Annotated in this window: 21 protein-coding genes; 12 read left to right on the forward strand and 9 right to left on the reverse strand. The window is 72.1% G+C overall.

Annotated features, from left to right (window positions below; genetic code table 11):
- Positions 1-67 precede the first annotated feature (67 nt).
- Positions 68-523, reverse strand: a complete 456-nt coding sequence (locus AB0D66_RS03700; RefSeq protein ID WP_362296078.1) for an Rrf2 family transcriptional regulator — start codon at positions 521-523, stop codon at positions 68-70.
- Positions 524-739: 216 nt separating this feature from the next.
- On the opposite strand from AB0D66_RS03700, the gene AB0D66_RS03705 reads away from it, so the two are divergent.
- The 5 genes from AB0D66_RS03705 (at position 740) to AB0D66_RS03725 (ending at position 4922) form a co-directional block, all read left to right on the forward strand.
- Positions 740-2146 (forward strand): family 2B encapsulin nanocompartment shell protein, encoded by a 1407-nt coding sequence (locus tag AB0D66_RS03705; RefSeq protein WP_362296081.1) that lies wholly within the window; start codon positions 740-742, stop codon positions 2144-2146.
- 38 nt (positions 2147-2184) lie between these two features.
- Positions 2185-3237 (forward strand): family 2 encapsulin nanocompartment cargo protein polyprenyl transferase, encoded by a 1053-nt coding sequence (locus tag AB0D66_RS03710; RefSeq protein ID WP_362296084.1) that lies wholly within the window; start codon positions 2185-2187, stop codon positions 3235-3237.
- A gap of 147 nt (positions 3238-3384) precedes the next feature.
- The gene (locus AB0D66_RS03715; protein ID WP_362296087.1) at positions 3385-3978 is read left to right on the forward strand and encodes a GNAT family N-acetyltransferase; all 594 of its coding nucleotides are present in this window, start codon (positions 3385-3387) and stop codon (positions 3976-3978) included.
- Between the two features lie 113 nt (positions 3979-4091).
- Complete coding sequence (locus AB0D66_RS03720) at positions 4092-4673, forward strand: dihydrofolate reductase family protein (protein ID WP_362296090.1); 582 nt, start codon at positions 4092-4094, stop codon at positions 4671-4673.
- 36 nt (positions 4674-4709) lie between these two features.
- Positions 4710-4922 (forward strand): hypothetical protein, encoded by a 213-nt coding sequence (locus AB0D66_RS03725; RefSeq protein WP_362296093.1) that lies wholly within the window; start codon positions 4710-4712, stop codon positions 4920-4922.
- A 14-nt stretch (positions 4923-4936) separates the two neighbouring features.
- Here AB0D66_RS03725 and snpA read toward each other — a convergent pair whose 3' ends face one another.
- On the reverse strand, positions 4937-5590 hold the full coding sequence (snpA, locus tag AB0D66_RS03730) for a snapalysin (RefSeq protein WP_362296096.1): 654 nt from the start codon (positions 5588-5590) through the stop codon (positions 4937-4939).
- 210 nt (positions 5591-5800) lie between these two features.
- On the opposite strand from snpA, the gene AB0D66_RS03735 reads away from it, so the two are divergent.
- Positions 5801-6736, forward strand: coding sequence for a LysR family transcriptional regulator (locus AB0D66_RS03735; protein WP_361754766.1), 936 nt, complete (start codon positions 5801-5803; stop codon positions 6734-6736).
- Between the two features lie 884 nt (positions 6737-7620).
- Here AB0D66_RS03735 and AB0D66_RS03740 read toward each other — a convergent pair.
- Complete coding sequence (locus AB0D66_RS03740) at positions 7621-8448, reverse strand: hypothetical protein (protein WP_362296099.1); 828 nt, start codon at positions 8446-8448, stop codon at positions 7621-7623.
- Between the two features lie 166 nt (positions 8449-8614).
- Between AB0D66_RS03740 and AB0D66_RS03745 the strand changes: the two genes are divergently transcribed.
- Positions 8615-9556 carry a hypothetical protein gene (locus tag AB0D66_RS03745; protein ID WP_362296102.1) on the forward strand — a complete coding sequence of 314 codons (942 nt, stop codon included), beginning with the start codon at positions 8615-8617 and terminating at the stop codon, positions 9554-9556.
- A 1-nt stretch (position 9557) separates the two neighbouring features.
- The gene (locus tag AB0D66_RS03750) at positions 9558-10502 is read left to right on the forward strand and encodes a helix-turn-helix transcriptional regulator (RefSeq protein WP_362296105.1); all 945 of its coding nucleotides are present in this window, start codon (positions 9558-9560) and stop codon (positions 10500-10502) included.
- A gap of 352 nt (positions 10503-10854) precedes the next feature.
- On the opposite strand, the gene AB0D66_RS03755 is transcribed toward AB0D66_RS03750, so the two are convergent.
- From AB0D66_RS03755 to AB0D66_RS03770, 4 genes are all read right to left on the reverse strand, one after another.
- Positions 10855-11427 carry a Clp protease N-terminal domain-containing protein gene (locus AB0D66_RS03755; protein WP_362296108.1) on the reverse strand — a complete coding sequence of 191 codons (573 nt, stop codon included), beginning with the start codon at positions 11425-11427 and terminating at the stop codon, positions 10855-10857.
- Positions 11427-11636: a helix-turn-helix domain-containing protein gene (locus AB0D66_RS03760; protein ID WP_069921905.1), complete on the reverse strand. Its 210-nt coding sequence runs from the start codon at positions 11634-11636 to the stop codon at positions 11427-11429. Before AB0D66_RS03760 ends, AB0D66_RS03755 begins: the two co-directional genes overlap by 1 nt.
- 49 nt (positions 11637-11685) lie before the next feature.
- On the reverse strand, positions 11686-12648 hold the full coding sequence (locus tag AB0D66_RS03765; RefSeq protein ID WP_069921906.1) for a zinc-binding dehydrogenase: 963 nt from the start codon (positions 12646-12648) through the stop codon (positions 11686-11688).
- Between the two features lie 154 nt (positions 12649-12802).
- Entirely contained in the window at positions 12803-14005 is a 1203-nt protein-coding gene (locus tag AB0D66_RS03770; protein WP_362296113.1) for an NADP-dependent malic enzyme, read from the reverse strand.
- 525 nt (positions 14006-14530) lie between these two features.
- Here AB0D66_RS03770 and AB0D66_RS03775 point away from each other — a divergent pair.
- From AB0D66_RS03775 to AB0D66_RS03785, 3 genes are read left to right on the forward strand one after another with little or no spacing between them, the layout of a single operon-like run.
- Positions 14531-15475 carry an ABC transporter substrate-binding protein gene (locus AB0D66_RS03775; RefSeq protein WP_362296116.1) on the forward strand — a complete coding sequence of 315 codons (945 nt, stop codon included), beginning with the start codon at positions 14531-14533 and terminating at the stop codon, positions 15473-15475.
- 29 nt (positions 15476-15504) lie between these two features.
- On the forward strand, positions 15505-16455 hold the full coding sequence (locus AB0D66_RS03780; protein ID WP_362296724.1) for an amino acid ABC transporter permease: 951 nt from the start codon (positions 15505-15507) through the stop codon (positions 16453-16455).
- Positions 16456-16466: 11 nt separating this feature from the next.
- Positions 16467-17219, forward strand: a complete 753-nt coding sequence (locus AB0D66_RS03785) for an amino acid ABC transporter ATP-binding protein (RefSeq protein WP_362296119.1) — start codon at positions 16467-16469, stop codon at positions 17217-17219.
- A gap of 65 nt (positions 17220-17284) precedes the next feature.
- Here AB0D66_RS03785 and AB0D66_RS03790 read toward each other — a convergent pair whose 3' ends face one another.
- A complete protein-coding gene (locus AB0D66_RS03790) occupies positions 17285-18058 on the reverse strand; it encodes a class I SAM-dependent methyltransferase (protein ID WP_362296122.1) in 774 nt (257 codons plus the stop codon).
- A gap of 81 nt (positions 18059-18139) precedes the next feature.
- Here AB0D66_RS03790 and AB0D66_RS03795 point away from each other — a divergent pair, with 81 nt between their 5' ends.
- Positions 18140-18769, forward strand: coding sequence for a CGNR zinc finger domain-containing protein (locus AB0D66_RS03795; RefSeq protein ID WP_362296125.1), 630 nt, complete (start codon positions 18140-18142; stop codon positions 18767-18769).
- Here AB0D66_RS03795 and sodX read toward each other — a convergent pair.
- Complete coding sequence (sodX, locus tag AB0D66_RS03800; protein ID WP_362296128.1) at positions 18673-19095, reverse strand: nickel-type superoxide dismutase maturation protease; 423 nt, start codon at positions 19093-19095, stop codon at positions 18673-18675. The two genes, AB0D66_RS03795 and sodX, sit on opposite strands and share 97 nt — an antisense overlap.
- Positions 19096-19253 lie beyond the last annotated feature (158 nt).

Below are 19253 nucleotides of genomic sequence, written 5' to 3' on the forward strand. Positions count from 1 at the left end.
GCCGACCCGTCGGGGTCAGCCCAGGCAGGCCCGCCGGCGCCGCGAACCGGCCATCAGGCCCGCGGTGTCAGGGTCTTTGGGCCCCGCTCGGCGCACCGCCCGAGATGCCCAGCAGCAGCGGTCCGGTCGGGGCCGCCACCAGGTCGTTCACGGTCAGCGGGTCCAGGGCGGTGAAGAAGGCCTCCTGGGCCCGGCGCAGCGCCCCGCGCAGTACGCAGCCGCCGGCCAGCGGGCAGGGGGCGGCGCCGTCGCAGTCCACGACGTCACCCGCGCCCTCCAGTTCCCGCACCACCCCGCCCACCGGGGCGCGGCGCCCGGCGGGGGTCAGGGCGAGCCCGCCGCCGCGGCCGCGCCGCGCCTCGATCAGGCCGAGATGCTGCAGCCTGGCGACCACTTTCGCCGTGTGCGTGTACGGGACCTCCATGGTCGCCGCGACCTCGCGCGTCGTCGGGAGGTCGGTCTCCTCGACGGCCAGGCGCATCAGGACGCGCAGGGCGAGGTCGGTGAATCGGGTCAGGCGCATGGGCACACCGTAGAAAACTTGCATGTCCGATGCAAAATATGCGCCCCGGGTGGCTGGAAGTGATGGGCCCAGAGGGGCGTGTGGGGGTGCAGGTGACCCAAGAGAGTGCCCCGCACCCGGACGGAGTAGTCCCACCCTTTTGTGTAATGGTCCCATCACGTTCCGTACTGCGAGGCTGCGTATCGCAGATTCATGGAGTGATCGAAAGGGAAATACATGTCGGTCCAGGCAGGTTCCGAAACCGAAGCCCAGACGCCGCAGCGCAGTCTCGGGACCTCGGCCGCACGGAACTTGGCAACCACGACCAAGTCCGCGCCGCAGATGCAGGAGATCACCTCCCGGTGGCTGCTGAAGATGCTGCCGTGGGTCTCCGTGCAGGGCGGCACGTACCGCGTCAACCGACGGCTGAGCTACTCGGTCGGCGACGGGCGCGTCGAGTTCATCAAGACCGGGACCCAGGTCCAGGTGATCCCGGCCGAGCTCGGTGAGCTCCCGCTGCTGCGGGAGTACGAGGAGCTCGACGTCCTCGGTGAACTCGCCCAGCGGTGCCAGCAGATCGACTTCGAGGCCGGCCAGGAGCTCACCTCCTTCGGCAACGCCTCCGACCGCGTCTTCCTCCTCGCCCACGGCCGCATCGACCACGTCGGCCCCGGCCCCTACGGCGACGACGCCGTCCTGCGGACCGTCGCCGACGGCGCCTACTTCGGCGAGGACTCCCTCGTCGACGAAGAGGCGATCTGGGAGTACACCGCCCGCGCCGCCACCTCCGGCACCGTGCTCGTCCTGTCCCGACAGGACTTCCAGCTGCTCGCCGACCGCGTCGAATCGCTGCGCGAGCACGTGGAGCAGGTCCGGACGCAGCCCGCCCAGCGCACCAACAAGTACGGCGAGGCGGCCATCGACCTGTCCGCCGGCCACCAGGGCGAGGCCGTGCTCCCCGGCACCTTCGTGGACTACGACGCCCGCCCGCGCGAGTACGAACTCTCCATTGCACAAACGGTCCTGCGGGTGCACACCCGCGTGGCCGACCTCTACAACCAGCCGATGAACCAGACCGAGCAGCAGTTGCGGCTCACGGTCGAGGCGCTGCGCGAGCGCCAGGAGCACGAGATGCTCAACAACCGCGACTTCGGCCTGCTCCACAACACGGACTACGACCAGCGCATCCAGCCGCACGACGGCGCGCCCAGCCCCGACGACATGGACCAGCTGCTCAGCATGCGGCGCGGCTCCAAGTTCTTCCTGGCGCACCCCAAGGCCATCGCCGCCTTCGGCCGCGAGTGCAACAAGCGCGGCCTGTACCCGGAGTCGGTGGACATCGGCGGCAACCGGGTCCCGGCCTGGCGCGGCGTCCCGATCTTCCCGAGCAACAAGATCCCGATCAGCGACGCCCGCACCACGTCCATCCTGTGCATGCGCACCGGCGAGGAGGAGCAGGGCGTGATCGGCCTGCACCAGCCGGGCATCCCGGACGAGATCGAGCCGAGCCTGTCGGTCCGCTTCATGGGGATCAGCGAGCAGGCGATCATCTCCTACCTGGTCACCGCGTACTTCTCCGCCGCGGTGCTGGTGCCCGACGCGCTCGGCGTGCTGGAGAACGTCGAGATCGGCCGCTGGCGCTGAGGCGGCCGGCCGAAGAGCGACGGAGACACGGACACGCCATGGCGACCACCGAGGCGATCACGACCGGCGAGGGCCACGAGGCGGCGGCCCTGCTGGAACGCACAAGAGAAACGGTCAACCCGGAGCTGCGCCGGACGGTAGAGAGCCTGCCCGGTTCGATGCGGCGCGTCGCGATGTACCACTTCGGCTGGGAGCACGCGGACGGCACCCCGGCCGCGGGCACCGCCGGGAAGGCCATCCGGCCGGCCCTGGTGCTGGCCGCGGCCCAGGCCCTGCAGGGGCCGGCCGGACAGGTGGAGGACGAAGCCGTCCGGGCGGCGGTCGCCGTCGAGCTGGCGCACAACTTCACGCTGCTGCACGACGACGTGATCGACAAGGACGTCCGGCGCCGCGGCCGGGCCACGGCCTGGACCGTCTTCGGGATACCGGACGCGATCATCGCCGGCGACGCCATGATGGCGCTCGCCCTGCGGCTGCTCGCGGAGGATCCGCACCCGGCGTCGGCGGCGGCCTCGGGCCGGCTCGCGGCCTGTGTCATCGAGCTGTGCGCGGGCCAGCAGGCGGACTGCGCCTTCGAGCAGCGCACGTACGTCTCGCTCGACGAGTGCCTGACCATGGCGACGGCCAAGACCGGCGCCCTGCTGGGCTGCGCCTGCGCGCTGGGCGCGCTGTACGCGGGCGCCGGGCCGGACGAGGTCGACGCGATGGACGCCTTCGGCCGGGAGGCCGGGCTGGCCTTCCAGCTGATCGACGACCTGATCGGCATCTGGGGGGATCCGGGGCACACCGGCAAGCCCGCCGGGGCCGACCTGCTCGCCCGCAAGAAGTCCCTCCCGGTCGTGGCCGCCCTGACCTCGGGCACCGCGGCGGGGGAGGAGCTGGCGGCCCTGTACGCGGGTCCCATGACCGGGGACGACGCGCTCAGGGCGGCCGACGCGGTGGACCGGGCCGGCGGGCGCGACTGGGCCCAGGCCCATGCCGCGGACCGGATGGGCCGGGCCGTGCAGCAGCTGTCCCGGGCCGTGCCGGACCTCGGGGCGGCGGGCGGGCTGCTGGCCCTCGCGGAGTTCGTGACGCGCCGTACGCGGTGAACGCGCCGTGCGCGGTGAACGCGGGGCGATGTGTATGAGGACGGTCCGGTTCCGGCGCCGAGGGGTGCCGGAACCGGACTGTCCGCGTTCCTGGCCCAACTCTAGGATCGCTCAAGGTTGTTGATGATTGAGCGAAGGGTGTGGCCCATGGGGCTGGACATACGTCAGGCGGATCAGTCGGACCGGGACGCGGTGGCGCGGCTCCTCGACGAGGCCTTCCGCACCGATCCGGTGAGCAGCTGGGTCTTCCCGGACCCGGACCACCGGGCCGCGGTGCACGGCAAGTTCCTCGGGGTCTTCGTGGACGTGGCCCTGGCCGAGGGCCGGATCGACTATGCGGTCGACGGCTCCGCCGCCGCGCTGTGGCTGCGGATCCCGGCGGGGGAGCCGGAGGGGGAGGACGAGATCCCCGCGAAGATGCGGGCGGTCGCCGACCCCGACAACGAGCGGTGCGAGCTGGTCGGCCGGCTCACCGGCGCGGTGCATCCGACGTCGGAGGAGCACGAGTACCTGCTGATGATCGCGGTGGCTCCGGACCGGCAGGGGGAGGGGCTGGGCACCGAGCTGATGCGGCCGGTGCTGGAGCGCTGCGACCGGGAGGGCCTGCCCGCGTACCTGGAGGCGAGCAGCGAGCGCAGCAAGGGGCTGTACGAGCGGCTGGGCTGGCAGTTCACGGGTGAGGCGGTACGGCTCCCGGACGGGCCGCTGATGTGGCCGATGTGGCGCAAGCCGCAGGGCTAGCCGAGGGGGCGCGGCGGCGGGGCGTGCGTAAGCGGTTTGCGTGACCACTTCACCTGAAGTACTTTGGTTGACGTGCCCCGGTGCGGTGGCACTGTCGAACGGAAGAGAACCACTTGCGCAAGCTCACGTACTTCGTCGCGACGTCGGTCGACGGCTTCATCGCCGACCCGGACGGAGACGGCGACTACCTCAACCGCTGGGTGGAACCGGGTTACGCCGAGGACATGTTCGGCGAGTTCCCGGAGACGGTGCCCACCCACGTCCGGGCCGAGCTCGGCCTCGAGGGGGCGGTGGGGAAGCACTTCGACGCGGTCCTGATGGGGCGCGGCACCTATGACGCCGGGCTGCGGCTGGGCATCACCAGCCCGTACGGCCATCTGGACCAGTACGTCGCCTCCCGCTCCCTCGGCACCTCGCCCGACCCGGCCGTCGAGATCATCTCGGGCGACGTGGCCGCGCGCGTGCGGCGGCTGAAGGAGCAGCCGGGCCTCGGGGTCTGGCTCTGCGGCGGCGCCGACCTGGCCGGGCAGCTGGTCGAGGAGATCGACGAGCTCGTCGTCAAGACGTACCCCGTCTTCGCGGGATCCGGCATCCCGATGGCCCGGGCCGGCTTCGCCGCCCGCGAGCTGGAGCTGACCGACCTGAGGCAGTTCGCCGGCGGCCAGGTCGTGAGCACGTACGCGCGCAGGCGCTGACCCGCCGGACGTGCGAAACCGGCCTACCGTGGAGGTATGGCCGGTATCAAGCAGCAGCAGCACGAGCGGGAGACGGTCGCCCCGCAGGCCGGGCACGAGCAGCACGCGTGCCCGGCCTGCGGGGGTTCCGTCGAGACGGTGGTCCGACGGCGCAAGTCCCTCGGGGTCTTCGTGCCGCAGTGGGCGGCGGGTCCCTGCCGGAAGCCGGACTGCCCGCAGTACGCGGCTCCGGAAGGGGCCCGCCCCTAGACCCTCCGGCCCGTCTAGCCCTTGGAGTCCAGGCCGGAGGCGACGAGGCCGTTGGCCCACAGCTGGTTGACGCGCGCCCGCTCGGCGCTGTTCGGGGTGGCGTTCTGGCACGAGGTGCCCGGGCCGCCGCCCGACATCAGCTCACTGCACGGGCCCGAGTAGTGGTCCGGAAGGCCCAGCACGTGGCCGGTCTCGTGCGAGGTCACCCGGGTGGAGTTGTACTGCTGGTTCTGCCGGTAGTCGAGGAAGATGTAGCCCCGGCCGTGGCCGTCCGTGCTGGCGTACGAACCGCGCGAGTCGTTGCCCTCGCGGTAGGAGAAGTTCCCGCCGGAGGAGACCTCCTGCAGTCTGACGTTGCTCACCGAGCTGTTCCAGATCTGCGTGGAGCGGGCTATCTGGGTACGGAAGCTCGGGGCGCTGCGGGTGTTGTAGGTGACGGTCACGGCCAGGGCGCCCGGGTTCGCGGCGCGCTGCTCGGCGACCGAGCGCTGTACGGCCTCGAAGAACGCCTTGTTGGCGGCCTGGTTCTCCTGGGAGCGGTCGTACGCGGCGTAACTCGCGGCGCTGCCGGCGGGGGCGGCGCTGGCGGTGGGGACGACGCCGCCGAGGGCGGCGGCCATGCCGAGGCCGACGGTGGTGGCCAGCATGGCCTTACGGGAGTGGCGCATGTGGGGGAGCTCCTACTCGTCCGGTGCGGTGGGGGGTGGGTCGTTCGCACCGGAGTCTGAGGGAGCGGAAGTGCGCTGCGGATGATGTCACTGCCCGATAGCACGGGGCTATCGGGAAGATTTCGTCAGATCAACTGGTGTGAGAATGGCGGGATTCGGGGGGCTATCGGTGGCTGGTGCGGTCTACCGGGCGCGGCCTACCCTCGGGTCATGGAGCTTGAGGTCAGGCACCTGCGCGCACTGTGCGCCATCGCCGACGCCGGGAGTCTGCACAAGGCGGCCCGGCAGCTCGGCGTGAGCCAGCCCTCCCTCACGACCCAGCTGCGCCGCATCGAACGGGCCCTGGACGGCGAGCTGTTCCTGCGCGACCGGACCGGCTGCCGGCCCACCCCCTTCGGGCGCACCGTCCTGGGCCGGGCCCGTCCGCTGCTCGCCGAGATGGCCGCGCTGGTCGCGGAGGCCCGGGCGCTCGCCCACGGGCCGCGGCTGCGGATCGGCTCCACCGCCAGCCGTGCGCTGCCGGGCTGGCTCCGGCGGATCCACCGGCGGCTGCCGGACACCGAGACCTCGCTGGTGGTGGACGTGTCCGCCAACGCGCTGCTGCGGATGGCGGCTTCGGGGCAGCTGGACGTGGCCTTCGTGCACGAGGTGGAGGGCAGCCCGCTGCGGGTGCCGGCCGGGCTGCAGCTGCGCGTGCTGATGGAGCGCGAGCCGCAGTTCGTGTCGATGTCCCGGGACCATCCGGCCGCCCGGCAGTCGGTGGTGTCCTTACGGGACCTGGCCGAGGACCGCTGGATGGTGGACCCGTCGGTCGACGGCGAATGGGACGGGCTGCGGCGGGTCTTCGCCGGGGCCGGGCTGGATCCGCCGGTGCTGCACGCCGACTACCACACCGCGAGCTCGCTGATCGTCTCCGGCGAGGCGGTGGCTCCCTGCCAGCCGACCTCCGGGCCGCGCGAGGACATGGCGATCCGGCCGCTGTCCGGCGATCCGCTCGCGGTACGGCTCCTCCTGGCGACCCGGCCCGGCGCCCACCCGGAGCTCTACGAGGACCTGCGGGCCGCGTACCGCGAGGTCGCGCTGCTCACGCCGCCGTACCGGGCCTGGCTCCACCACCACGCGAGCCCCCTCCTGGAGGCCGCGTAGCCCTGCCGGGGCTCCGGCCCGGGTCCGCGCCTCAGTCGCCGGCGGGCTTGAGCCGCCCTCCGCGCAGGCCGGATACCAGCCCGGACGGGTGCGGCGCCGTTGCTGGGGCTCTGCCCCAGACCCCGCGCCTCAAGCGCCGGCGGGGCTTGAGTTGGGCTCCGCGTGGCGCTGCAGGCTGCGTGTGGTGGGGTGGCGGGGCTTCGGGAGGCCGGCCGGATGGGGTGCGGCGCCGTTGCTGGGGCTCTGCCCCAGACCCCCGCGCCTCAAGCGCCGGCGGGGCTTGAGTTGGGCTCCGCGTGGCGCTGCAGGCTGCGTGTGGTGGGGTGGCGGGGCTTCGGGAGGCCGACCGGATGGGGTGCGGCGCCGTTGCTGGGGCTCTGCCCCAGACCCCGCGCCTCAAGCGCCGGCGGGGCTTGAGTTGGGCTCCGCGCAAGCCTGGCAGGCCGCGTGTGGTGTGGTGCCTCGGCTTCGGGGAGGCCGGCCGGACGGGTGCGGCGCCGTTGCTGGGGCTCTGCCCCAGACCCCGCGCCTCAAGCGCCGGCGGGGCTGAAATTGCGCTCCGCGCAATCCGGCCTGCCGTCGGGGGCTGGATCTGCCGCTTCCGGAGCTGAAATTGGGCTCCGGATGATCCAGCGCGCCGCCTGGCGCAACCTCAGCCTCGCCGGCGTTTGAGGCGCGGGGTGCGGGGCGGAGCCCCGGATCTTTGAGCCGCGCCGACGATTGAGGCGCGGGGCCGGGCAGCGCCCGGGTTGGGCTTCGCGCAGCGGAACTGGCGCCCCTGCACCCGGCCGGCTCCGGTGCGACCTCAGCCTCGCCGGCGATTGAGGCGTGGGGCAGCGCCCGGGTTGGGATTCGTGCCGCGCATCCGGGCCGGCCCCGTCGGCTCAGGCTTCGGGTCGGCCGCGGCGGCGGGGGCGGGCGTAGGTCAGGGAGAGGGTGCCCTGGGCCAGGAGGGCCGCGCCGGCCGTGGCCCAGGCCGGGCTGCGGCGGTGGGCGGCCCAGAGGAGGAGAGGGGCGCCCGCCGCCAGTTGGGCCGCGCCCAGGAGCCGGGCCTTCGGGCCGCGTACCCAGGGGCCCAGCGGGCCGTCCTCCACCGCGTCGAGCTCCGCGCGGACCGCGTCGCGCCAGCCGGACCACTCCACGGCCTCGGCCCCGGGCGCGACCCGCGCCGCCTCCCGCAGCCGGTCGGCGGGTTCGCCGGGGGACAGCCCGGCGGGCAGCGCCAGCCCGGCGCGGGCCAGCAGGGCGATCAGCGCGAGCAGCCGGGCTTCGCCGTCCACGGCGGGGTCGCCGGCGGGCCGGGTCAGGCGCTCCAGTTCCTCCAGGTCGAGCACGGGGTCCAGGCCGAGCCGGGCGGCCAGGGTCCGCATGGCGTCGGGCCCGCCGGCCGGGCCGCCGCGGGCGTCCCACGCGTACGCGGCGGTGCGCCGGAACCCGCTCGACAGCGCGAACCCGGTCCGCCCGCCCTCCCACCACAGGCTCAGCACCGGCCAGTTGGTGCCGACCGCGACCGCCGACCCCCAGCCGCAGAGCACCTCGGCCACGGTCTCCTCGCCGTCCAGCCACGGCTTGACCTCGGGGACGAGCACGGTCCATCCGCCCGCCGGGGCGAGCAGGAGGCGTATGCGCAGCAGGTGCGCGGCGGGGCGGGCGGCGAGGGGCTCGGCGCGGCAGAGGAGCAGTCCGCCGGCGGTGGTCCGGGAGATCGGCATGCCCACACGCTAGGGCAAAACGCCCCATTTGGTCGAAAGTAGGGGAGTTCTCGGGCGGGCTCGACCGCTTGACTTCCCCTGACCGCGATATATCGTGTTACTCAGAAGACGCGATATGTTGCGTGCGTCGAGACCCGTCCGTGAACGCACGAGGAGGATCAGCCCCATGGCCGAGCAGGCGTCGCAGTCGACGTGGCACATCGCCGAAGCGCAGAAGCTCACCTTCGAGCAGCCGGTGACCGACCTCCGCGTCCGCCTCGTCGGCGGCACGGTGAACGTGGTCGCCGCCGAGGAGGGCCCCGCCCGCCTGGAGGTGACCGAGGTCGACGGTCCGCCCCTGTACGTGGTGCAGGAGGGCGGCTCTCTCACCGTCTCCTACGAGGACGTGCCCTGGAACGGTTCCCAGGGCCTCAAGCAGTGGTGGGAGGCCAAGCCCTGGAAGGCCTGGTCGAGTTCTGCCTCCGGCCGCAAGGCCTGGGAGCGCAGCGCGGCCGTCACCCTCACCGTCCCCGCCGGCACGCAGGTGGAGGTGGGCGTGGTCGACGCCGCCGCCTTCGTCTCCGGGATCTCCGGCGGCACCGCGGTCAACGCGGTCTCCGGCGACGCCACCCTGTCCGGGCTGTCGGGCCGGGTCAAGGCGCACACCGTCTCCGGCACCGTCGAGGCCCAGTCCGTCACCGGCGACCTCGCCTTCCACTCCGTCTCCGGCGGCCTCACGGTGGTCGACGGCGCGGGCGTGAGCGTACGGGGCGACTCGGTCAGCGGCGACATGCTCATCGACCTGGACCTCGACCCCTCCGCGCCCCGCCCGGTGGACATCTCGGTCACCTCCGTCTCCGGACAGGTCGCCATCCGGCTGCCGCACCCCGCCGACGCCCGGGTGGAGGCCAACACCGCCACCGGCGGCGTCTCCAACGCCTTCGAGGACCTGCGGGTCTCCGGTCACCTGGGCGCCAAGCGGATCACCGGAACCCTCGGTTCGGGCACCGGCACCCTGCGCGCCACCACGGTCTCGGGATCCATCGCGCTGCTGCGCCGCCCGCCGGCCGAAGCCGACACCCCCGCCGCCCCCGGCGCCCCCCTCGCGTTCGACAAGAAGGTGCTCTGACATGCCGCCCGTCTTCGCCCACGGCCGACTCCGCCTCTACCTCCTCAAGCTGCTGGACGAGGCGCCGCGGCACGGGTACGAGGTGATCCGGCTGCTGGAGGAGCGCTTCCAGGGCCTGTACGCCCCCTCCGCGGGCACGGTGTACCCGCGGCTGGCCAAGCTGGAGGCCGAGGGCCTGGTCACGCACGCCACCGAAGGCGGGCGCAAGGTGTACTCGATCACGGAGGCGGGCCGGGCCGAACTGGCCGACCGCGGCGGCGAACTCGCCGACCTGGAGCTGGAGATCCGCGACTCGGTCACCGAACTGGCCGCCGAGATCCGCGAGGACGTCCGGGGTGCGGCCGGCGACCTGCGGCGCGAGATGCGGGCCGCGGCCTCCGCGTCGGCGACCCGGGTCGACGACGAGTCCTGGGCGGCGGTCAAGGAGGAGCTGGGCCGGGCGCGGCAGGAGTGGAAGGAGCAGGCGCGGCGGGCCAGGGACGAGAGCCGCCGGGCCCGCGAGGAGGCCCAGCAGGCCCGCCGCCAGGCCAAGGAGGCCCAGGAGCGGGCGCGCGCCGAGGTGCAGCGCGTCACCCGGCAGTTCCAGGAGCAGTTCGCCAAGTCGGGCGGGGTCCTGGGCAGTCTGGCCGGCGCGTGGCTCGGCGGGAGCGGCACTCCGGGGTCCGGGCCGTTGGCGACCGAGTCGCCGACGGGGCCGGTGACGACCGGGCCGACGACGGCCGGGCCGTCGGGGCCCGCCGCGGCGGCCGACCCCGACTGGGCCGAGGACCTGGCCCCCACCGGCGACCCGGCGCGGGACCTGGACCGGCTGCTGGACCGTTTCCGAGACGAGGTGCGGGACGCGGCCCGGGACCACGGGGTGAGCCCGGCCCGGCTGGCCGAGGCGAAGGCCCACCTCGCGGCCGCCGCCGCCCGGCTGGCCGCGACCCTCCGGACCGGGTCGTAGCTCCTGCCGGCGGCGCCGCTTCCGCCGACTGCGGCACGCCCCGCACGGCGGTACGCCCGGCACGGCGGCGCAGCCCGTACGGCGGCAGCGGCGGCCGGCTCAGGCGGCCAGGGCCCCGGCACGGCGGCACGCCCCGCACGGCGCAGCCCGTACGGCGGCGGCGGCCGGCTCAGGCGGCCAGGGCCCCGGCACGGCGGCACGCCCCGCACGGCGGCACGCCCCGCACGGCGCAGCCCGTACGGCGGCAGCGGCGGCCGGCTCAGGCGGCCAGGGCCCCGGCACGGCGGGACGCCCCGCAAGGCGGCACGCCCGGCATGGCGGCGCAGCCCGTACGGCGGCAGCGGCGGCCGGCTCAGGCGGCCAGGGCCGCTTCCGCCGTGGCGTAGGTGATCCCGTGGTCCGTGAGGACCTCGGAGACCGTGCCCGGGCGGGAGAGCAGGGCCAGGAGCAGGTGCAGGGTGCCGATGTGGTTGTCCTTGCGGCCCAGCGCGATCCGCAGGGACTGCTCCAGGGTCTTCTTCGCTTCCTCGGTGAAGCGGACGTGCCGGTTCCCGGAGCGGGTGTCCGGCTCGCCGCGTCCCAGGGCGGAGCGGAGCGAGCCGCCCAGGGTCCGCCTGCGCGGCGCCGGGGCCGCCAGCGCTCCCTGGCCGTGGGTCTCCTCGACGCGGGAGACGATCTCCGTGAGGTCGATGCCGAGTCCGGCCAGCGCCTCCTCGTCCGCCCGCGACATGCCGCCCCGGCGGCGGGCCGCCGCGAGGTCGGCGGCCACCGCCGTGCGGTCCACGCCCAGGGGGTCGAGGACCCCCAGGGCCAGCAGGGAGAGCAGCAGGTGCTCCTGGGTGACCGTGGGGGCCCCGGCCTGCCGGGCCTCGGCCACCGCGCCCGTCACGGTCGACCGGGCGTCCCGGGTGAAGCGTTCGAACATCAGATCCTCCCGTGCTTCTTGTGCACGGCCTGCCGGCTGACGCCCAGCTCGGCCGCGATCTCCTGCCAGGACCATCCCTGCGCGCGGGCGCTGCGTACCTGTACGGCCTCCAGCTGCTCCAGCAGCCTGCGGAGGGCGGCCACGGCACGCAGGCCCACGCGCGGGTCCCGGTCACCGGCCCGCTCGGCGAGATCGGTAGCTTCCGTCATGGGTGTCAATTTAGGTTGACGGGGGAGAGGTGTCAACCCTTGTTGACGGTCAGGGCTTGAGGACGATCTTGCCGAAGAGGTCGCCCGACGCGAGCTTCTCGAAGCCCTCGCGCGCCCGGTCCAGCGGCAGCACCTCGTCGATGACCGGCCGCACCCCGGTGGTCGCGCAGAACGACAGCAGGTCCTCCAGCTCGTCCTTCGAGCCCATCGTCGAGCCGACCACCTTCAGCTCGAGGAAGAAGATCCGGGTCAGCTCGGCGTGCGCGGGGCGGTCGCCGCTCGTGGCGCCGGAGATCACCAGGGTGCCGCCCGGGCGCAGCGACTTGACCGAGTGCGACCAGGTGGCCGCGCCCACCGTCTCGATCACGGCGTCCACCCGCTGCGGCAGCCGCGCGCCCGGCTCGTACGCCTCCAGGGCGCCGAGCTCCACGGCCCGCTTGCGCTTGGCCTCGTCCCGGCTGGTGGCGAAGACGCGCAGGCCCGCCGCCTTGCCGAGGACGATGGCGGCGGTGGCGACCCCGCCGCCGGCGCCCTGGACGAGGACGGAGTCGCCGGGGCGCACCCCGGCGTTGGTGAACAGCATCCGGTACGCCGTCAGCCAGGCCGTCGGCAGGCAGGCGGCCTCCTCGAACGAGAGCCCGGCGGGCTTGCGCAGCACGTTCCACGCGGGAACGGTGACCTGCTCGGCGAAGGTCCCCTGGTAGCGCTCGGTCAGGATCGAGCGGGGCTCGTCCGGGCCCACTCCGTGACCGCTCTGGCCGATCACGGAGTGCAGGACGACCTCGTTGCCGTCCTGGTCGGTTCCGGCCGCGTCGCAGCCGAGGATCATGGGGAGTTTGTCCTGGCCGAGGCCCACCCCGCGCAGCGACCACAGGTCGTGGTGGTTGAGGGAGGCGGCCTTGACGTTCACGGTCACCCACCCGGGCCGGGCCTCGGGAGCCGGGCGCTCCCCCAGCTCCAGGCCGTTCAGCGGGTGGTCACGGTCGATTCGGGCGGCATAGGCAGCGAACATGCCGTGACGCTACCGCTCGGTAGTGCGGGGGTTCCAGCCTTCCCGCGGCCCGGCTGGTGAGGCCTTCGTCGCACCGTGCCCCCGGCGCACGGAAAAAGGCGGGGCCCGGCCGGATGGTTCCGGCCGGGCCCCGCCCGTGGGCTCGGTGTGGCGGTCAGGCCAGGCGGGCCACGCCGTCGGCCTTGGCGGCGGCGGCGACGGCCGTGGAAACGGCCGCGGCCACGCGCTCGTCGAAGGGCGACGGGATCACGTAGTCGGCGGAGAGCTCGTCACCCACGACGCCGGCGATGGCGTCGGCGGCGGCGATCTTCATGCCCTCGGTGATCCGGGTCGCGCGCACCTTGAGGGCGCCCGCGAAGATGCCCGGGAAGGCCAGCACGTTGTTGATCTGGTTCGGGAAGTCCGAACGGCCCGTGGCCACGACCGCCGCGTACTTGTGCGCGACGTCCGGGTGGACCTCCGGGTTCGGGTTGGCCATGGCGAAGACGAACGCGTCCTTCGCCATCGAGGCCACCGCCTCCTCCGGCACCGTGCCGCCGGAGACGCCGATGAAGACGTCCGCGCCCGCGAGGGCGTTCTCCAGCGAACCGGTCTGGCCCGTCTTGTTGGTCAGGCCCGCGATCTCCGCCTTGACGTCCGTCAGGTCGGTGCGGTCCGCCGAGACGACGCCCTTGCGGTCGGTCACGCAGACGTCGCCGATGCCCGCGTCCACCAGGATCTTGGCGATGGCGATGCCCGCGGCGCCGGCGCCCGAGATCACGGCGCGCAGGTCGCCGAGCGTGCGCCCGGTGAGCTTGGCGGCGTTGCGCATCGCGGCCAGCGTCACGATGGCCGTGCCGTGCTGGTCGTCGTGGAAGATCGGGATGTCGAGGGCCTCCTGGAGGCGGCGCTCGATCTCGAAGCAGCGGGGAGCGGAGATGTCCTCCAGGTTCACCCCGCCGAAGGACGGCGCGAGGCGGATGACCGTCTCGACGATCTCGTCCGTGTCCTTGGTGGCGAGCGCGATCGGAACCGCGTCCACGCCGCCGAACTGCTTGAAGAGGATGGCCTTGCCCTCCATCACGGGGAGGGAGGCCTCGGGACCGATGTCACCGAGGCCGAGCACGGCCGTGCCGTCGGTGACGACGGCGACCACGTTGGACTTCCAGGTGTACTCGTTCACCAGGTCCGGCTGCTCGGCGATGGCGCTGCACACTTTCGCCACGCCGGGGGTGTACGCGAGGGACAGGTCGTCCTTGTTGGTGACCGGCACCGTGGCCTGGATGGCCATCTTGCCGCCCCGGTGCAGGGCGAACACCGCGTCCGGGTTGTTGTCCGTCGCGCTGTCGGTATGAGGGTTGACGATCTCCGCTGCCACTTTGTGTGACCCCTTAAGTCCTTTGAATCGTTGAGGGTGGCCACTCCTGGTTAAGGGGTGGGCGGGCACCGCGTTCGTGCTCCGCATCGGCGGTTGGACCGCCTCCGCGGAGGGGAGGTTCGTACGCGCGGGCGCGCCGCACGCGCGCCCTGAGCCCCGGATGAGGGGTGTAAGGATCTGTTCTACCGGATGAACGCTCACCCAGACGAGTCGATTCCGGCACGACCATAGGCTGCTTGTCACGGTTTTGGCTAAAAGTCCAAACCCTTGTGTCCAATGGGCGAGACGCGCCGCAAATAGTGAGGCCAAACCGCCTGGTCGCGGGGGTTTGTGCGGCTCCGAGGCGCCTTGCCCGCAGTCCTGTTGGGTAGCCGGGCGTGTCCGTTATCTGATTTTGACCTCACGGGCAGCCTGAATGCGTCAGTCCGAATGGCAAGATGCCGTAATCACACAAGGTCGCGACACTCGATGGTGCGTGCCCGACCCCGTTTTCGGTGCTTTTCCACCAGCCGGAGGAACCAGCTCATGACCGCAAGCATCACCCGTCGTACGACCGCCGCCCGGTCCCGGATCGCCGCGGTCGGCGCGATCGCGGTCGCCGGCGCCCTGATCCTCACCGGTTGTGGCGACCAGACCGACAGCGGCTCCGCCGCCAAGGAGAAGACGAGCGATGCTCCGCTGTTCTCCAAGCTGCCGAAGAAGATCCAGGACGCCGGGGTCGTCAAGGTCGGTTCCGACACCGCCTACGCGCCGATGGAGTACGTCGAGGGTGGCAAGATCATCGGTGTCGACCCCGACATCGCCGATGCGCTGGGCAAGCAGCTCGGTGTGAAGTTCCAGTTCACCTCCGGCACCTTCGACGGCCTCCTGACCTCGCTGGAGACCGGCCGCCAGGACATCGCGATGTCCTCGATCACGGACAACAAGAAGCGCCAGGAAGGCCTGGACGACGACGGCAAGAAGATCGGCAAGGGCGTCGACTTCGTCGACTACTTCTCCTCCGGCGTCTCGCTGCTGGTCAAGAAGGGCAACCCGGAGAACATCAAGTCCCTGGACGACCTCTGCGGCAAGACGGTCGCCGTGCAGCGCGGCACCACGTACGAGGACACCTTCAAGGCCCAGGCCGAGAAGTGCGGCGACAAGAAGCTCACCATCGAGGCCTTCGACACCGACGCCGAGGCGCAGACCCGCGTCAAGGCCGGCGGCGCCGTGGCCGACCTGAACGACTACCCGGTCACCGCCTACGCGGCGAAGACCTCCGGCGGCGGCAACGACTTCGAGGTCGCCGGCGAGCAGGCCGACGTCGGCCTCTTCGGCATCGCCGTGTCCAAGGACAACACGCAGCTGCGCGACGCCATCAAGGAAGCCCTGGACGCCATCATCAAGGACGGCTCCTACGCCAAGGTCCTGGAGAAGTGGAACGTGAAGGACAGCGCCGTTCCGTCCGCCACGGTCAACGCAGGCAAGTGATCCGAGCGCTCCACTGAAGGGCAGTCATGGTGACTGACAAGATCGACAAGGGTCCGGCCGCAACTCCGCCGGCCGGACCCGGCGCCTCGGGTACCCCGTACGAGGCGATCAAGGCAATCCCGGTACGGCACTACGGGCGCTGGATCAGCGCCGTGGTGGTGGCCGTGCTGTTGGCGTGGCTGGTCTACGCGTTCTCCCAGGGCAAGATCATCTGGGGTACGGTCGGGGACAAGCTGTTCGACCCGGCGGTGCTCAGCGGTCTGGGCAACACGATCATCATCAGTGTCGCCTCGATGGCGCTGGGTCTGGTGCTGGGCATCCTGTTCGCGGTGATGCGGCTCTCGCACAACCCGGTCACCAGTTTCGTGTCGTGGCTGTACATCTGGTTCTTCCGCGGTACCCCGGTCTATGTGCAGCTGCTGGTGTGGTTCAGCCTTCCGCTGATCTTCCAGTACATCAACCTGGGTCCGATCTACAAGAACGAGACCGTCGATGTGATGACGCCGTTCATGGTCGCCCTGCTGGGTCTCGGCCTGAACGAGGGCGCCTACATGGCGGAGATCGTCCGTGCGGGCATCCAGTCCGTCGACGAGGGTCAGAGCGAGGCCTCGCACGCGCTGGGCATGACCCGGACGCAGACGATGCGCCGGGTGGTGCTGCCGCAGGCGATGCGGGTGATCATCCCGCCGACCGGCAACGAGTTCATCAACATGCTGAAGACCTCTTCGCTGGTGTCGGCGGTGCAGTACACCGAGCTCCTGCGGGCCAGCTCGAACATCGGGTCCACGGCGGGTGCGATCATCGAGATGTACTTCGTGGCCTCGATCTGGTACCTGGCTTTGACCAGTGTGTTCAGTGTCGGGCAGTACTACCTGGAGCGCCGTTATGCCCGTGGTTCGCTGCGGAGTCTGCCGCCGACGCCGTTCGAGCGTCTGAAGGCCAACCTGAACATGTTCCGCCGTACGGAGGTGGCGAAGTGAGCGCCCAGCCGATGGTTAAGGCAGAAGGCGTCCACAAGTCGTACGGCGCCGCCCACATCCTGCGCGGGATCGACCTGGAGGTCGCGCCGCGTGAGGTCTTCTGCCTGGTCGGTCCGTCCGGCTCGGGGAAGTCGACGTTCCTGCGGTGCATCAACCACCTGGAGCGGATCAACGCGGGCCGGCTGTCGGTGGACGGGCAGCTGGTGGGGTACCGGCAGAAGGGCGACAAGCTCTACGAGCTGAAGGACTCCGAGGTGGCCTCGCAGCGGCGGGACATCGGGATGGTCTTCCAGCGGTTCAACCTGTTCCCGCACATGACGGCCATAGAGAACGTCATGGAGGCCCCGGTGATGGTCAAGGGCGAGTCCAAGGCGGTGGCGCGGGAGCGTGCCGTGCGCTTGTTGGACCGTGTGGGCCTGGGGGACAAGGGCGGGAACTATCCCTCGCAGTTGTCGGGTGGCCAGCAGCAGCGGGTGGCGATCGCGCGTGCGCTGGCGATGGAGCCGAAGCTGATGCTGTTCGACGAGCCGACCTCGGCGCTGGACCCGGAGCTGGTGGGTGACGTCCTGGACGTGATGCGGGACCTGGCCGAGTCGGGCATGACCATGATCGTGGTCACGCACGAGATGGGCTTCGCCCGTGAGGTCGGTGACAACCTCGTCTTCATGGACGGCGGTGTCGTCGTCGAGTCGGGCCATCCCCGCGAGGTCCTGGGCAACCCCCAGCACGACCGGACGAAGGCCTTCCTCTCCAAGGTGCTCTGACACCGGGACGGACCTGCGAAGCAGGGGCGGTACGGGATTCCCGTACCGCCCCTGCGCCGTTCCCGCTACTTCAGACCCAGGACCAGCGCGTCGGAGGGCGAGCGCCACACCGTACGGGCCTCCGCGAATCCCGCCTCCAGCAGGGCGCGGGCGTGCCAGGCCTCGGAGGGGGTGTCGCCGTCCGCGTGCTCCCCGTAGATCTCGAAGCGCTGGGCCACGGCGTCGGCCAGCACCGGGTCCGCGGCCGCCAGGGCCCACCACTCGCGCCAGTCGGGCACCCCGGAGGCCTTGGCGCGGTCCATCCCGGCGTGCCGGTGGGCGTGTTCGGCGGCGTTGATGCGCGGGGTGGCCGGGTCGGGCATGTGGTCGGCGTTCATGAACGCCCCGCCCGGGCTCACCAGCGGCGCCAGCTGCCCGTACAGCACGGCGAGGTCCTTGCTGTGCAGCCAGTGCAGGGCCGTCGCCGTGAGGACCGCGTCGTACGTGCCGTGGGGGAGGGCCGACCGCCACTCGGGGTCCTTGAGGTCGGCGGTCACGAAGGAGACCCGGTCGTCGCCCGCGAAGTGGCCCCGGGCGATGGCCAGCAGCGCCGGGTCGAGGTCGACGCCCGTGCTGGTGGCCTCCGGGAACCGCTTGAGCACGCGGTCCGTAATACTTCCCGTACCGCACGCGAGGTCCAGCACCCGGGGGGCGGGGCCGGCCAGGGCCTCGACCATGTCCAGCATCACCCGGAACCGCTCCTCGCGGTCGGGCATGTACCACTCCTGCTGGCGGTCCCAGCTGTCCTGCCACGCCTGCCAGTAGGCGCTGGTCCCGGTCACCGCTGTCGTATCCGCCATCACGAACCCTCCATACGTAATACCCTCGAAGACGTCTCAGCCGTTACCGGAGACACTAATCCGCAGCCGTAAGGACTACAAGTGGAACTGGCCCATTACTCGGACTTCGCCGTGCGCCTGGTCAACACCGAGGAGCCGGCCCGCAACAAGGACTCGCTGACCTCGGTCGACGCCGTCCGCGCCCTGTTCGGCGCCAGCGTGCAGATGGCCCGCCGGGTCACCGAGACCGACGTCACCCGCTTCCGCAACGTCCGCGGCCGGCTGCGCTCCGTCTTCGAGGCGGCCGACGGCGGCGACCACGTCCTCGCCGTCGACCTGCTGAACTCGCTGCTCATGGAGTTCCCCATCAGCCCCCAGGTCTCCGGCCACGAGACCCTCGGCGAGGACGGCGCACCCGACTGGCACATCCACCTCGCCGAGCACCCCTCGAACGCCTCCGCGGGCTACGCCGCCATGGCCTCCTTCGGGCTGGCCTTCCACCTCACCGAGCACGGCCCCGACCGGCTCGGCCTGTGCCAGGCCGCGCCCTGCCGCAACGCCTACCTCGACACCTCGACCAACCGCTCCCGGCGCTACTGCTCCGACCGCTGCGCCACCCGGGCGAACGTGGCCGCCTACCGCGCCCGCAAGCGGCTGGAGGCCGAGGCGTCCGCCCAGAGCGGGCGCAGCGCCGAAGCCGCCCACGAGAGCCGCGCCCTCAGCGACCGCTGACCGTCCTCGCGCGGCCGGAACCGCAGGACCGCCGTCGCCAGCACCAGCTCGCCGGGCACCGGCCCGAAGACGGTGCTGTCGCCGGTCTCGTTGTACGGGTTGTCGCCCAGCACCCACCAGGAGCCGCCCGGCCGCCGCTCCACCGCCCGCTTGACCACGAGCAGGTCCTGCTGGAACGGGTGGCGCAGCACCACCACGTCACCCGGACGGACGGCCGCCCCGTAGCGGACCAGCAGCCGGTCCCCGTGGAGCAGCGTCGGCACCATCGAGGGACCCGCCACCTCCAGCACCTCGAACCGCTTGCGGGGGCGCCCGTTCTCCGTCATGCCCGACCTCCTCGTCACCCCCGCATGCTGCCGTACGGCCCCGTACATTCGCTCACCGGTCCGCACGCGACGCTAGACTTTTGTCCTAAGCCCATGGGGCCGACCGCGAAAACGCGATTTGGAGCGAGTAACCTCCCCCTTGAGAAGACGATCACGAG

Source organism: Streptomyces sp. NPDC048270 (assembly GCF_040652335.1).
Taxonomy (GTDB): domain Bacteria; phylum Actinomycetota; class Actinomycetes; order Streptomycetales; family Streptomycetaceae; genus Streptomyces.

Excerpts from the sequence above, each read along its gene's own strand:
- AB0D66_RS03700 (WP_362296078.1), bottom strand. The coding sequence starts at position 523 with ATGCGCCTGACCCGATTCACCGACCTCGCCCTGCGCGTCCTGATGCGC.
- AB0D66_RS03705 (WP_362296081.1), top strand. The coding sequence starts at position 740 with ATGTCGGTCCAGGCAGGTTCCGAAACCGAAGCCCAGACGCCGCAGCGC.
- AB0D66_RS03710 (WP_362296084.1), top strand. The coding sequence starts at position 2,185 with ATGGCGACCACCGAGGCGATCACGACCGGCGAGGGCCACGAGGCGGCG.
- AB0D66_RS03715 (WP_362296087.1), top strand. The coding sequence starts at position 3,385 with ATGGGGCTGGACATACGTCAGGCGGATCAGTCGGACCGGGACGCGGTG.
- AB0D66_RS03725 (WP_362296093.1), top strand. The coding sequence starts at position 4,710 with ATGGCCGGTATCAAGCAGCAGCAGCACGAGCGGGAGACGGTCGCCCCG.
- snpA (WP_362296096.1), bottom strand. The coding sequence starts at position 5,590 with ATGCGCCACTCCCGTAAGGCCATGCTGGCCACCACCGTCGGCCTCGGC.
- AB0D66_RS03735 (WP_361754766.1), top strand. The coding sequence starts at position 5,801 with ATGGAGCTTGAGGTCAGGCACCTGCGCGCACTGTGCGCCATCGCCGAC.
- AB0D66_RS03740 (WP_362296099.1), bottom strand. The coding sequence starts at position 8,448 with ATGCCGATCTCCCGGACCACCGCCGGCGGACTGCTCCTCTGCCGCGCC.
- AB0D66_RS03745 (WP_362296102.1), top strand. The coding sequence starts at position 8,615 with ATGGCCGAGCAGGCGTCGCAGTCGACGTGGCACATCGCCGAAGCGCAG.
- AB0D66_RS03750 (WP_362296105.1), top strand. The coding sequence starts at position 9,558 with ATGCCGCCCGTCTTCGCCCACGGCCGACTCCGCCTCTACCTCCTCAAG.
- AB0D66_RS03755 (WP_362296108.1), bottom strand. The coding sequence starts at position 11,427 with ATGTTCGAACGCTTCACCCGGGACGCCCGGTCGACCGTGACGGGCGCG.
- AB0D66_RS03760 (WP_069921905.1), bottom strand. The coding sequence starts at position 11,636 with ATGACGGAAGCTACCGATCTCGCCGAGCGGGCCGGTGACCGGGACCCG.
- AB0D66_RS03765 (WP_069921906.1), bottom strand. The coding sequence starts at position 12,648 with ATGTTCGCTGCCTATGCCGCCCGAATCGACCGTGACCACCCGCTGAAC.
- AB0D66_RS03775 (WP_362296116.1), top strand. The coding sequence starts at position 14,531 with ATGACCGCAAGCATCACCCGTCGTACGACCGCCGCCCGGTCCCGGATC.
- AB0D66_RS03785 (WP_362296119.1), top strand. The coding sequence starts at position 16,467 with ATGGTTAAGGCAGAAGGCGTCCACAAGTCGTACGGCGCCGCCCACATC.
- AB0D66_RS03790 (WP_362296122.1), bottom strand. The coding sequence starts at position 18,058 with ATGGCGGATACGACAGCGGTGACCGGGACCAGCGCCTACTGGCAGGCG.
- sodX (WP_362296128.1), bottom strand. The coding sequence starts at position 19,095 with ATGACGGAGAACGGGCGCCCCCGCAAGCGGTTCGAGGTGCTGGAGGTG.